This window comes from Pseudomonas sp. S3E12 (assembly GCF_001702295.1).
Taxonomy (GTDB): domain Bacteria; phylum Pseudomonadota; class Gammaproteobacteria; order Pseudomonadales; family Pseudomonadaceae; genus Aquipseudomonas; species Aquipseudomonas marginalis.
The window spans coordinates 203,857-216,859 of sequence record NZ_MBDT01000005.1 but is presented as its reverse complement, the minus strand read 5'-3'; the positions used below and the strand labels follow the sequence as shown (position 1 = coordinate 216,859).

11 protein-coding genes are annotated in these 13,003 nt (G+C 61.7%); 6 read left to right on the top strand and 5 right to left on the bottom strand.

What is annotated here, in order from left to right; all coding sequences use genetic code 11:
- The first annotated feature begins 14 nt into the window (after nucleotides 1–14).
- From gatA to BB029_RS05760, 5 genes are all read left to right on the top strand, one after another.
- On the top strand, nucleotides 15–1,466 hold the full coding sequence (gatA, locus tag BB029_RS05780) for an Asp-tRNA(Asn)/Glu-tRNA(Gln) amidotransferase subunit GatA (RefSeq protein WP_065938520.1): 1,452 nt from the start codon (nucleotides 15–17) through the stop codon (nucleotides 1,464–1,466).
- A gap of 10 nt (nucleotides 1,467–1,476) precedes the next feature.
- Nucleotides 1,477–2,922: an Asp-tRNA(Asn)/Glu-tRNA(Gln) amidotransferase subunit GatB gene (gatB, locus tag BB029_RS05775; protein ID WP_053131586.1), complete on the top strand. Its 1,446-nt coding sequence runs from the start codon at nucleotides 1,477–1,479 to the stop codon at nucleotides 2,920–2,922.
- Between the two features lie 159 nt (nucleotides 2,923–3,081).
- Complete coding sequence (locus BB029_RS05770) at nucleotides 3,082–3,453, top strand: septal ring lytic transglycosylase RlpA family protein (RefSeq protein WP_065924304.1); 372 nt, start codon at nucleotides 3,082–3,084, stop codon at nucleotides 3,451–3,453.
- A 58-nt stretch (nucleotides 3,454–3,511) separates the two neighbouring features.
- Nucleotides 3,512–4,558: a calcium/sodium antiporter gene (locus tag BB029_RS05765; protein WP_065938519.1), complete on the top strand. Its 1,047-nt coding sequence runs from the start codon at nucleotides 3,512–3,514 to the stop codon at nucleotides 4,556–4,558.
- Nucleotides 4,555–4,935 carry a carboxymuconolactone decarboxylase family protein gene (locus BB029_RS05760; protein ID WP_065924306.1) on the top strand — a complete coding sequence of 127 codons (381 nt, stop codon included), beginning with the start codon at nucleotides 4,555–4,557 and terminating at the stop codon, nucleotides 4,933–4,935. The genes BB029_RS05765 and BB029_RS05760 overlap by 4 nt, the downstream gene beginning before the upstream one ends.
- On the opposite strand, the gene BB029_RS05755 is transcribed toward BB029_RS05760, so the two are convergent.
- From BB029_RS05755 to kdgD, 5 genes are all read right to left on the bottom strand, one after another.
- Nucleotides 4,932–5,873 (bottom strand): AEC family transporter, encoded by a 942-nt coding sequence (locus BB029_RS05755; RefSeq protein WP_027604833.1) that lies wholly within the window; start codon nucleotides 5,871–5,873, stop codon nucleotides 4,932–4,934. The two genes, BB029_RS05760 and BB029_RS05755, sit on opposite strands and share 4 nt — an antisense overlap.
- 163 nt (nucleotides 5,874–6,036) lie before the next feature.
- Nucleotides 6,037–7,590: a galactarate dehydratase gene (gene garD / locus BB029_RS05750; protein ID WP_065938518.1), complete on the bottom strand. Its 1,554-nt coding sequence runs from the start codon at nucleotides 7,588–7,590 to the stop codon at nucleotides 6,037–6,039.
- Between the two features lie 11 nt (nucleotides 7,591–7,601).
- Nucleotides 7,602–8,966 (bottom strand): MFS transporter, encoded by a 1,365-nt coding sequence (locus tag BB029_RS05745; RefSeq protein WP_065938517.1) that lies wholly within the window; start codon nucleotides 8,964–8,966, stop codon nucleotides 7,602–7,604.
- A 98-nt stretch (nucleotides 8,967–9,064) separates the two neighbouring features.
- Complete coding sequence (locus BB029_RS05740; RefSeq protein WP_027604836.1) at nucleotides 9,065–10,510, bottom strand: aldehyde dehydrogenase family protein; 1,446 nt, start codon at nucleotides 10,508–10,510, stop codon at nucleotides 9,065–9,067.
- 54 nt (nucleotides 10,511–10,564) lie between these two features.
- Complete coding sequence (gene kdgD, locus BB029_RS05735) at nucleotides 10,565–11,476, bottom strand: 5-dehydro-4-deoxyglucarate dehydratase (protein ID WP_027604837.1); 912 nt, start codon at nucleotides 11,474–11,476, stop codon at nucleotides 10,565–10,567.
- Nucleotides 11,477–11,718: 242 nt separating this feature from the next.
- Between kdgD and BB029_RS05730 the strand changes: the two genes are divergently transcribed.
- Nucleotides 11,719–12,873: a phospholipase gene (locus BB029_RS05730; protein WP_065938516.1), complete on the top strand. Its 1,155-nt coding sequence runs from the start codon at nucleotides 11,719–11,721 to the stop codon at nucleotides 12,871–12,873.
- Nucleotides 12,874–13,003 lie beyond the last annotated feature (130 nt).

Genomic DNA, 13,003 nt, shown 5'->3' with positions numbered 1-13,003 from the left:
GGAAAGAGCCTTTCATGCATCACATGACTCTGGCCGAGATCGCCCGCGGTCTCGCCGACAAAACGTTTTCTTCCGAAGAGCTGACCAAGACCCTGCTTGCGCGCATCGCCGAGCTGGACCCCAAGGTCAACAGCTTCATCAGCCTCACCGAAGAGCTGGCCCTGAGCCAGGCCAAGGCCGCGGATGCACGCCGCGCCAACGGTGAAACCGGCGCCCTGCTGGGCGCACCGATCGCCCACAAGGACCTGTTCTGCACCCAGGGCATTCGCACCAGCTGCGGCTCGAAGATGCTCGACAACTTCAAGGCGCCATACGACGCCACCGTGGTCGCCAAGCTGGCCGCTGCCGGGGCCGTGACCCTGGGCAAGACCAACATGGACGAATTCGCCATGGGGTCGGCCAACGAGTCGAGCTACTACGGCGCGGTGAAAAACCCGTGGAACCTGGAACACGTGCCCGGCGGTTCGTCCGGTGGTTCGGCTGCGGCCGTTGCCGCGCGCTTCCTGCCGGCCGCCACGGCCACCGACACCGGCGGCTCGATCCGCCAGCCGGCGGCCTTCACCAACCTCACCGGCCTGAAGCCGACCTACGGTCGCGTTTCCCGCTGGGGCATGATCGCCTACGCCTCCAGCCTCGATCAGGGCGGGCCCCTGGCCCGCACGGCCGAAGACTGCGCGATTTTGTTACAAGGCATGGCAGGCTTCGACGCCCAGGACTCCACCAGCATCGATGAACCGGTGCCGGACTACAGCGCCAGCCTCAACACTTCGCTCAAGGGCCTGCGCATCGGCGTGCCGAAGGAATACTTCAGCGCCGGTCTCGACCCGCGCATTGCCGAATTGGTGCACAACAGCGTCAAGGAACTGGAAAAGCTCGGCGCGGTGATCAAGGAAATCAGCCTGCCGAACAACCAGCACGCGATTCCTGCCTACTACGTGATCGCGCCGGCAGAAGCCTCTTCCAACCTGTCGCGTTTCGACGGCGTGCGCTTCGGCTACCGCTGCGAGAACCCGAAGGACCTGACCGACCTGTACAAACGCTCCCGTGGCGAAGGCTTCGGCGCCGAAGTGCAACGCCGGATCATGGTCGGTGCCTACGCCCTGTCCGCCGGCTATTACGACGCGTACTACCTCAAGGCGCAAAAGATCCGTCGCCTGATCAAGAACGACTTCATGGCAGCCTTTGAAGAAGTCGACGTGATCCTCGGCCCAACCACGCCGAACCCGGCCTGGAAGATCGGCGCCAAGACCGGCGACCCGATTGCCGAGTACCTGGAAGACCTCTACACCATCACCGCCAACCTCGCGGGCTTGCCGGGCTTGTCCATGCCCGCCGGTTTCGTCGACGGCCTGCCGGTGGGCGTGCAATTGCTCGCCCCGTATTTCCAGGAAGGCCGCCTGCTCAATGTGGCGCACCAGTACCAGTTGAACACCGACTGGCACACTCGCACCCCTACCGGCTTCTGAGGAGAACACTATGCAATGGGAAGTTGTGATCGGGCTGGAGATTCATACCCAGCTCGCCACCCAATCGAAGATTTTCTCCGGTAGCGCCACCACGTTCGGCTCCGAGCCCAACACCCAGGCCAGCCTGGTAGACCTGGGCATGCCCGGCGTACTGCCGGTGCTGAACCAGGAAGCCGTGCGCATGGCGGTGATGTTCGGCCTGGCGATTGACGCCGAGATCGGCCAGCACAACGTGTTCGCGCGCAAGAACTACTTCTACCCGGACCTGCCCAAGGGCTACCAGATCAGCCAGATGGAATTGCCGATCGTCGGCAAGGGCTACCTGGACATCCCATTGGAAGACGGCACCATCAAGCGTGTCGGCGTCACCCGTGCACACCTGGAGGAAGACGCCGGCAAGAGCCTGCACGAAGAGTTCAACGGTGCCACCGGTATCGACCTGAACCGTGCCGGCACGCCGCTGCTGGAGATCGTGTCCGAGCCGGACATGCGCAGTGCCAAGGAAGCCGTGGCCTACGTCAAGACCATCCACGCGCTGGTGCGTTACCTGGGCATCTGTGACGGCAACATGGCCGAAGGCTCGCTGCGTTGCGACTGCAACGTGTCGGTGCGGCCAAAAGGCCAGGCCGAGTACGGCACTCGCTGCGAGATCAAGAACGTCAACTCGTTCCGCTTTATCGAGAAGGCGATCAACACCGAAGTGCGGCGCCAGATCGAATTGATCGAGGACGGCGGCAAGGTGATCCAGCAAACGCGCCTGTACGACCCGAACAAAGACGAAACCCGCGCCATGCGCAGCAAAGAGGAAGCCAACGACTACCGTTACTTCCCCGATCCGGACCTGTTGCCGGTGGTGCTTGAGGATTCGTTCCTCAATGACATCCGCGCCACCCTACCGGAATTGCCACCGCAAAAACGCGAGCGCTTCCAGGCGCAGTTCGGCCTGTCGGTCTACGATGCCAGCGTGCTGGCTTCGAGCCGTGAGCAAGCCGACTACTTCGAAAAGGTCGTGAGCATTGCCGGTGACGCCAAGCTGGCGGCCAACTGGGTGATGGTCGAGCTGGGCAGCCTGTTGAACAAACAGGGCCTGGAGATCGACGAAGCGCCGGTGTCGGCCGAGCAATTGGGCGGCATGCTGCTGCGCATCAAGGACAACACCATCTCCGGCAAAATCGCCAAGACCGTGTTCGAAGCCATGGCCAGCGGTGAAGGCAGCGCCGACGAGATCATCGAGAAACGCGGCCTCAAGCAAGTCACCGACAGCGGCGCCATCTCGGCCGTGCTGGATGAAATGCTGGCGGCCAACGCCGAGCAGGTCGAACAGTACCGTGCGGCAGACGAAGCCAAGCGCGGCAAGATGTTCGGTTTCTTTGTCGGCCAGGCGATGAAAGCCTCCAAAGGCAAGGCCAACCCGCAACAGGTGAACGAACTGCTGAAAAGCAAGCTCGAAGGCTGATTGCGATGAATGGTCCGGGCGAGACTTCATGCCTGACTCGGACTCCCTGTGGGAGGGGGCTTGCCCCCGATAGCAGAGTGTCAGTCACTGCTGTTTTGACTGAATCACCGCTATCGGGGGCAAGCCCCCTCCCACATTTGTGATGGGGGCACCTTGATAATGAAGCGTCTATTAGGTCTATGGGCTCTATTTTCACTGCTGGCCGGCTGCGCCAGCGGCCTCATCGACCCCAACGGCTACGACGAAACCGGCACCGCCTCTTATTACGGCGCCAGGCACCATGGCAAGAAAACCGCCAGCGGTGAACCCTTCAACCAGAACGCCCTGACCGCGGCCCACCGGCGACTGCCCTTCGGCACCCAGGTCAAGGTCACCAATCTCGACAACGACAAATCCGTCGTGGTCCGCATCAACGATCGCGGCCCGCATACCCGTGGGCGCTTGATCGATCTGTCACGCAAGGCGGCCGAGCAACTGGGTATGCTGGGCAGCGGCACCGCGCGGGTTCGCGTGCAAGCCCTGAGCAATTGAAGACGGAGCCCTGGCCATTTTCGGATTAACCGCCCTCTCGCCCTGGAGCCTGCTCGAACTGGTCAGCGGCCTGCTGCTGCTGACCCTCGGCGCCGAAATCCTGGTGCGCGCCGCCGTGCGCCTGGCCGCCAGCCTCAAGGTGCGGCCGCTGATCATCGGCCTTACGATCGTCGCCTTTGGCAGCAGCGCGCCGCAGATGACCGTCAGCCTGCAGGCCACCCTGGCCGGCAATACCGACATTGCCGTGGGCAGCGTGATCGGCAGCAGCATCTTCAACATCCTCGTGACCCTGGGCCTGTCGGCGCTGATCATCCCCCTGCGCGTCTCGCGGCAGCTGGTGCGCGTGGATATTCCGGTGATGATCCTCGCCGGGCTGCTGGTGTTCACCCTGGCGGCCAATGAAGAACTGACGCCGGTCGATGGCCTGCTGCTGCTGATTGCCCTGTTGGCCTACCTCGGCGTGCTGCATTACCAGACCCGCCATTCACGCCGCCCACGCACCCTGGATACCGTTGCCCGGGCGCCCTGGCTGAGCAGTGTGCTGCAGATGCTGGGCGGGCTGTTGATCCTGGTGCTGGCCGGGCACTTGCTGCTCGGCGCGGCGGTGGATGTGGCGGCGGACCTGGGCCTGTCGGAGCGCATCATCGGCCTTACGCTGATCGGCGTCGGCACCTCGCTGCCCTGCCTGGCCACCTCACTGATTGCCGCCCTGCGCGGCCAGCGGGAAATTGCCGTGGGCAACGTGATCGGCAGCAACCTGTTCAACCTGCTGGGTGTATTGGGGCTGACCGCCCTGCTCGCGCCTTCGCCGCTGTCGGTGTCGCCCAACGCCCTGGACTTCGACCTGCCGGTGATGCTCGGCGTGGTGGTGCTGTGCCTGCCGGTGTTTTATACCGGCTACCGCGTCACCCGCGCCGAAGGCCTGGTGCTGCTGGGCCTGTACCTGGCGTATGGGCTGCACGTGATGTCGTTTACCACCGGCATGCCCCTGGCCAACAAGCTTGAACAACTGATGCTGTATTACGTCCTGCCAGCGCTGATGGCTTTCCTGTTGTTCAGCACGCTGCGAGCCTGGCGCCGCCAACACAAGAGGGAATCGCAATGACCGATCAGAAAAAGCCCGGGGTTGAAATGCGTCGCCAGGTGATGGGCGATGTGTTCGTCGACCGCGCCCTGGGCAACGCCACCGAATTCACCCAGCCGTTGCAGGACTTCGTCAACGAACATGCCTGGGGCAGCGTGTGGACCCGCGAAGGCTTGCCGCTGAAGACGCGCAGCCTGATCACCCTGGCCGCCCTCACCGCACTCAAATGCCCGCAGGAGCTCAAGGGCCACGTGCGTGGCGCGTTGAACAACGGCTGTACTGTGGAGGAAATTCGCGAAGCGCTGCTGCATTGCGCGGTGTATGCCGGCGTACCGGCGGCGATTGATGCGTTTCGGGCGGCGCAGGAAGTCATCGACACCTATCAGAAAGAAGGCTAGATCCAGCCACCCGCCTGCAACACGAAAATCCCGATATTCGTGGTCACTGCCGCCATCAGCGTGGTGATCACGATAATCGCCGCCGCCAGTTCATGATTGCCCTCGGCCGCCCTGGCCATCACGAAGCTCGCCGCAGCGGTCGGCGCACCGAAGTACAGGAACAGGATCCCCAACTCCGGCCCGCGAAAGCCCAGCAGCCACGCGCCCAGGGTCGCGACCACCGGCAGCCAGACCATCTTCATCAAGCTCGCGCTCAGCGCCATATTGCCGCTCTTGCGTAGCGCCGCCAGGGACAAAGTGCCACCAATGCAGATCAATGCCAGCGGCAAGGTGGTGTCCGCCAGGTACTGCATGGATTTTTCCAGCCAGCCCGGCAGGCCAATCTGAAAATACGCGAACGGCGCCGCCACGATCACGCTGATGATCAGCGGGTTAGCCACCACACTTTTGCAGATGCTCCACGGGTCGGACTTGATCACTGGGCTGTACACCGCCAGCACAATGGTCGACAGGGTGTTGTAGAACAGGATCACCAGCGCCGCGAGGATCGCACCGAGGGAAATGCCGTAGTCGCCATACATGCTGGCCGCCAGGGCCAGGCCGATCACTCCGTTATTGCCGCGAAACGCGCCCTGGGTGTAGATGCCCCGGTCTTCACGCTTGCAGCGAAAAATCGCCCAGCCCCAGGCCAGGGCAAAGCTCAGCAGCGTGGCGACGGCAAAATAGATCAGCAACCCCGGCTTGAGAGCCGAGTGCAGGTCGGCGTGGAGGATGCCGAGGAACAGCAGCGCCGGCATGGTGACGTTGAACACCAGGGACGAAGCCGTGTGGATAAAGTTGTCGTTGATCCAGTTGATGCGCTTGAGCAGCACACCCAGGAACAGCATGGCGAATACCGGCGCAGTGATGGTGAGGGTGGTGAGGAAAATTGCCAGCATGCCGGGGAAAACCTTGGTGAACGTCGTCAGGTGGCTAATGATAAGCCATACAGCCCAACGGCGTCTGATAGACCGCTATCGGGGGCAAGCCCGCTCCCACACTTGAAAGTATTCACAATTCAAACTGTGGGAGGGGCTTACCCCGATGGCAGGCGACGCGGTCTCAGGTAATCGGCGCCGGGTTGAACAAGGTGATGTCGTTATGCAGCTTGTGATGCTCCGCCCAGGTCTGCTTCTTACCGCTGGCCACGTCCAGGTAGAAGTGGAACAACTCCCAGCCCAATTCCTCGATGGTCGCGCGCCCGGTGGCAATGCGCCCGGCGTCGATATCGATGAGGTCCGGCCAGCGCTGCGCCAGCTCCGTACGCGTCGAGACCTTCACCACCGGCGCCATCGCCAGCCCGTAAGGGGTGCCACGCCCGGTGGTGAACACATGCAGGTTCATCCCCGCCGCCAATTGCAGGGTGCCGCAGACAAAGTCACTGGCCGGCGTGGCGCAAAAGATCAGGCCCTTGCTTTTGAAGCGCTCGCCAGGGCCCAGCACGCCGTTGATCGCACTGCTGCCGGACTTGACGATGGAGCCCAGGGACTTCTCGACAATGTTCGACAGCCCGCCCTTCTTGTTGCCTGGCGTGGTGTTGGCACTGCGATCCGCTTCACCCTTGGCCAGGTAGCGGTCGTACCAGTCCATTTCCCTGACCAACTCTTCGGCAACTTCCTTCGTCTCTGCGCGCGAAGTCAGCAGGTAAATGGCATCCCGCACTTCGGTGACTTCGGAAAACATCACCGTCGCCCCGGCCCGCAGCAACAGATCCGAGGCATAGCCCAGTGCCGGGTTGGCGGTGATACCGGAAAACGCATCACTGCCGCCGCACTGCATGCCCAGGATCAACTCGGACGCCGGCACGGTTTCCCGGCGACGCTGGTCGAGCTTTTTCAGGCGCACTTCGGCCAGCTCCATGATCTGTTCGATCATTTCGGTAAAGCCATGGCTGGAATCCTGCAACCGATACAGCCACGGCTCGCTGAGGTCGACGGAGCTGTCGTTGTCGTGCATCACCTGCCCGGCCTGCAATTTCTCGCAGCCCAGGCTGATCACCAGGGCTTCGCCGCCCAGGTTCGGGTTGCGCGCCAGGTTACGCACGGTACGGATCGGGATGTAGGCATCCGTCGCGGTGATCGCCACCCCGCAGCCGTAGCTGTGGGTCAGCGCCACCACGTCATCGACGTGGGGGTACTTGGGCAGCAATTCGTCCTTGATGCGCTTGACCGCATGGTCCAGCACGCCCGTCACACACTGCACCGTGGTGGTGATGCCGAGGATATTGCGCGTGCCCACGGTACCGTCGGCGTTGCGATAGCCCTCGAAGGTAAACCCCTCCAACGGTGCCTGGGTTGCAGGCACCTCGGTGGACAGCGGCAAGCTGTCCAGCGGTGGCGCGGTCGGCATGCGCAGTTGATCTTCCTGGACCCAACTGCCGCGCGGAATCGGCGCCAGGGCGTAACCGATGGTCTGTCCGTAGCGAATAATCTGACCGCCTTCGGGGATGTCTTCCAGGGTCACTTTGTGGCTCTGGGGGATGAAATCCACGGTCACCAGGCCGTCCGGGAACTCGGTCCCGGCCGGTACGCCCTGGTCGTTGACCACGATCACTACGTTGTCGCGCTCGTGCAGGCGGATAGAGCGCGGCGAGTCGGCATGTTCAATCAACTGCATCACGGGGCCTCTCAGGAATGCGCTTCGGTTAGGTTGGTCAACTCAGGCCCCTTGCTTGGCGGCTCTTTGAGTACTACACGCTTGATCGGGCCGACGATGACCAGATAGCTGAACACCGCCACCAGCGCGTTGGCGCCGACAAACACCAAGGCCCACTTGAATGAGCCGGTGGTGCTGATGATGTAGCCGATGACAATCGGCGTGGTGATCGACGCGAGGTTACCGAAGGTGTTGAACAGGCCGCCACTGAGACCGGCGATTTGTTTCGGCGAGGTGTCGGACACGACCGCCCAGCCCAATGCGCCAACACCTTTGCCGAAGAAAGCCAAGGCCATGAAGCCCACCACCATCCATTCAACGTCAACGTAGTTACACGCGATGATGCTGCTGGAGACCAGCAGGCCGGCAATGATCGGCGCCTTGCGGGCGAACGTCAGCGAATGGCCTTTGCGCAGCAGATAGTCGGAAATCACCCCGCCCAGCACGCCACCGATAAACCCGCAGATCGCCGGCAACGAGGCGATGAAACCGGCCTTGAGGATGGTCATGCCGCGGTCCTGCACCAGGTACACCGGGAACCAGGTCAGGAAGAAGTAGGTGATGCCGTTGATGCAGTACTGGCCCAGGTACACGCCAAGGATCATGCGGTTGGTCAGCAACTGACGGATGTAATCCCACTTCGGACCGTCGGTTTTCTTACCCTTGCCCTTGTCCTGATCCATATCGACCATCGCGCCATTGGCGGCGATGTGATTGAGCTCGGCTTCGTTGATCATCGGGTGCTGGCGCGGGCTGTGGATAACTTTCAGCCAGATCAGCGAGAACACGATGCCGATCACGCCCATCACGATAAACACGTGCTGCCAGCCGAAGCGGTAGACGATCCAGCCCATCAACGGCGCGAACAACACCGTGGCGAAGTACTGCGCCGAGTTGAAGATCGCCGAGGCCGTACCGCGCTCGGCGGTCGGGAACCAGGCGGCAACAATGCGCGCGTTGCCCGGGAAGGACGGCGCCTCAGCCAGGCCCACCATGAAGCGCAGCATGAACAGCGCAACCACCGCGGTGGAGACACCGAACTCACCGACGTAGCCTTGCAGCACGGTGAACAGCGACCAGGTGAAGATGCTCAGGGCGTAGACTTTTTTCGAGCCGAATCGGTCCAGCAGCCAGCCACCGGGGATTTGCCCGGCCACGTAGGCCCAACCGAATGCGGAGAAGATATAACCGAGGGTGACCGCGTCGATGCCGAGGTCTTTTTGCAGGCTGGAGCCCGCGATTGCGATGGTGGCCCGGTCGGCGTAGTTGATCGTGGTCACCAGGAACAGCATGAGCAGGATCAAATAGCGGACATGGGTCGGCTTGGTCGCTTGCATGTAGAAGTACTCCCACTAATTATTTTTTTTGCGGGTAATGGTTTTCTGTTGTTGTCGTGGGGACCGGCAGGCCTCCGGCCCCCACTGGGTGTTGCGTATTACGAACCGATGTAGCTGGTTTTCACCACGGTGTAGAACTCCTGCGCATAGCGACCTTGCTCCCGCGAGCCATAGGACGAGCCTTTACGGCCACCGAATGGAACGTGGTAATCCACACCTGCGGTCGGCAGGTTGACCATCACCATCCCCGCCTGGGAATGACGCTTGAAGTGGTTGGCGTACTTCAACGACGTGGTGGCAATGCCCGCCGACAAACCGAACTCGGTGTCGTTGGCCATGGCCAGTGCCGCCTCGTAGTCCGCCACGCGCACGACGTTGGCGACCGGGCCGAAGATCTCTTCACGGCTGATACGCATGGCGGCTTCGCTGTCGGCAAACAGCGTCGGCGCCAGGTAGTAGCCTTCAGTGTCGCAGGTGACCAGGCCGCCACCGCTCACCAGCCGCGCGCCTTCGCTTTGGCCGATGTCGATGTACTTCATGTCCTGGTCCAGTTGGGCCTGGGAGACTACCGGGCCGATGTCGGTGCCGCTTTTGAGCGCGTGGCCGACCTTGATCGACTTCATGCGCTCGGCCATGGCCGCGACGAACTGGTCGTGGATACCGGCGGTGACGATCAGGCGGCTGGACGCCGTGCAACGCTGGCCGGTGGAGTAGAACGCGCTCTGTACCGACAGCTCGACGGCCTGCTTGAGGTCGGCGTCGTCGAGAATGATCTGCGGGTTCTTGCCGCCCATTTCCAACTGCACTTTGGCTTGGCGCGATACGCAGCTGACAGCGATCTGGCGACCCACACCGACGGAACCGGTGAAGCTGATGCCGTCGACTTTCGGGCTGTTGACCAGCACATCGCCCACCACACGGCCGCTGCCCATTACCAGGTTGAACACACCGGCAGGGAAACCGGCGCGGGAGATGATCTCCGCCAGGGCCCAGGCGCAGCCCGGTACCAGTTCAGCCGGCTTGATCACCACGCAGTTGCCGTAGGCCAGGGCCGGGGCGATTTTCCAGGCGGGAATGGCGATCGGAAAGTTCCACGGGGTGATCAGGCCGACCACACCCAGGGCTTCACGGGTGACTTCCACGTTGACGCCCGGGCGTACCGACGGCACGTAGTCGCCGGACAACCGCAGGCATTCACCGGCGAAGAACTTGAAGATGTTACCGGCGCGGGTCACTTCGCCGATGGCTTCCGGCAGGGTCTTGCCTTCTTCACGGGCCAACAGGGTGCCAAGTTCTTCGCGACGGGCGAGGATTTCACTGCCGACTTTATCCAGGGCATCGTGGCGAGCCTGGATCCCGGAAGTGGACCAGGCCGGGAATGCGGCGCGGGCGGCGTCGATGGCGGCGTTGACCTGGGTGACGTCGGCCTTGGCGTATTCACCAATGACATCGGACAACTCCGACGGGTTGAGGTTGACGCAGTAGTCGGCGCCGGCAACCCATTCACCGTTGATGTAGTTCTCAAAACGCTTTACTTGGGACACGAATCTTCTCCTGACGCAAAAGGCCGCTGATTGCTCAGCGGCCTTGTGGATAATTTATTGCGGACCTTGCTTGTCGATCAGCGCGGCCAGGGCTTCGTATTCTTCCGGCAGCAGATCGGTCAGCGGCGTGCGCACAGGGCCTGCGTCATAGCCGACGATTTTTGCACCCGCCTTGACGATGCTCACGGCATAACCGGCCTTGCGGTTACGGATGTCCAGGTACGGCAGGAAGAAGTCGTCGATGATCTTGGCGACGGTAGCGTGATCGTCCTTGGCAATGGCGTGGTAGAAATCCATCGCGGTCTTCGGGATGAAGTTGAACACCGCCGAGGAGTACACCGGTACGCCCAGGGCCTTGTAGGCAGCGGCGTAGACCTCTGCGGTCGGCAGGCCGCCGAGGTAGCTGAAACGATCGCCCAGACGGCGGCGGATCGACACCATCAACTCGATGTCACCCAGGCCATCCTTGTAGCCGATCAGGTTCGGGCAGCGCTCGGCCAGGCGTTCCAGCAGCGGAGCGGTCAGGCGGCACACGTTGCGGTTGTAGACCACCACACCGATCTTGACCGATTTGCACACCGCCTCAACGTGGGCGGCAACCCCGTCCTGGCTGGCTTCGGTGAGGTAGTGCGGCAGCAGCAACAGGCCTTTGGCGCCCAGGCGCTCGGCTTCTTGCGCGTACTCGATGGCCTGGCGGGTCGAACCACCGACACCGGCGAGGATCGGCACGCTGGTGGCGCAGGTATCCACGGCGGTCTTGATCACTTGGGAATATTCGCTGGCGGCGAGGGAGAAAAACTCACCGGTGCCGCCCGCTGCGAACAAAGCAGTGGCGCCGTAGGGGGCCAGCCATTCCAGGCGCTTGATGTAGCCCGCCTGGTGAAAGTCACCCTGGGCATTGAAATCGGTCACCGGGAAAGACAGCAGACCGTGGGAGAGGATGGACTTCAGTTCTTGTGGATTCATTATTCGAACACCCTGGGCGAAGACTTTCTATTGAAAGGTTGTTGGTTTTGTTGATGTCGTACGTCATCGTACAACTATAAATAATTTCGTCAACTGCAATTCATCGGCGTTGTGCACTTGAGGGAGTTGGAAGGCTTGGGGAGCGGTGTTCTTGACGTAGGAAATTATTCCTCTATGCTCGGCATGACTGTATATAAATACAGTATCCAAGGAAGATTCCTACGACATAGCAAGGAGCTAACATGTCAGGTCCTGAACTCGCAGCCCCAGCAAAAAAACCGCCTACCCTGCGCTTCGAAGGCGGAGAACACACCGCCATCGGCGACGATACGCTGTTGCGCTTCAGCAAGGACGCCCCGGCAATCCCCGCGCGGCAAGTCGAACTGCACCTGCCCAACGGGCTGGCACTCACCTACGGCCAAGTGATCGCCCTGGGCGGTGACTTTTATGGCATCCCCGGCCAGCCCATCAACGAGGGCACCTCACCTGTCGATCGTATGCAACGCTTCAGCGCCGCGTTCAACTCACTGGCCGTGCTGCCTGCCTCGCGGGACGAAGCGCCGAAGATCCTGGCGGTGATGCAAAAAGAGATCAACGCGGTCAACCAGGCGATCAAGGACGGCAAGCAAGCCCATGAAGCCTATGATGCCCTGGGTGATACGTTGTCCGAGGAATGGAACCGCATCACCGGTGGCGGCAGCACGGTGTCAGCACTGATCCCACTGGGGCGTTACCTGAAACTGGCGGCGGACAACGCCGACCACTTCGGCGAATGGGCGCTGGCGGCCTACCTGGCGGGGCATACAGCCGCCTTGCAACAGGCTGTAGTGGCCCACCAGACCGGTACCGATCAGGCATTGGAACTGGCCTACGCCATGAACGGCTTTGCCGATCACTTCTTGACCGATCTATTTTCTGCCGGCCACCTGCGCGTGCCGCGCAAACAGCTGGCGGCGGTCGTCACACCGGGCGAACTGGGCTCGCTGATCAGCCGCTTCATGCACGATGAAGACAGCAAGTTCGGGCTCAAGGTGCGCAATGCGCTGGGGGATGAATGGCATGCCTATGGCGACAAACGCTATTTCGACAGTCTCGACGCAGCCAATCGGGCACAGGTCAAACGCGCCGTTCAGGCATCCGCTGATGAGATCTTCGAAACCTTCATCGGTGGTGTTGCGCCCTCCCCGGCCAACTTCAAGGCACCGCTGTACGTCCCGGATTTGAACGCTGCACAGAACCCGGCGAATAACTTCTCGCCATTGTTCAAGATGGAGGGCGACAAGGTGCTGCGACGCAAGGACGTGAATGACCTCAACGACAAGCACTGGACCAATGATTGGTGGGGGTGGAGTACGTATTTGTTGCTTAAGGACTACAAGCCCAATACGCCTGCGTAAGCAGTACCGTTTGTCGACACTGTGATTTCTAACAGTTTCAGACAATTTCCGGGCGGTGGATAAGTTGATTCAGGCGTGTGGGCTCGTAATTCTGAATTGGTCCACCACCCCGGCGACAATACCAGGAGAT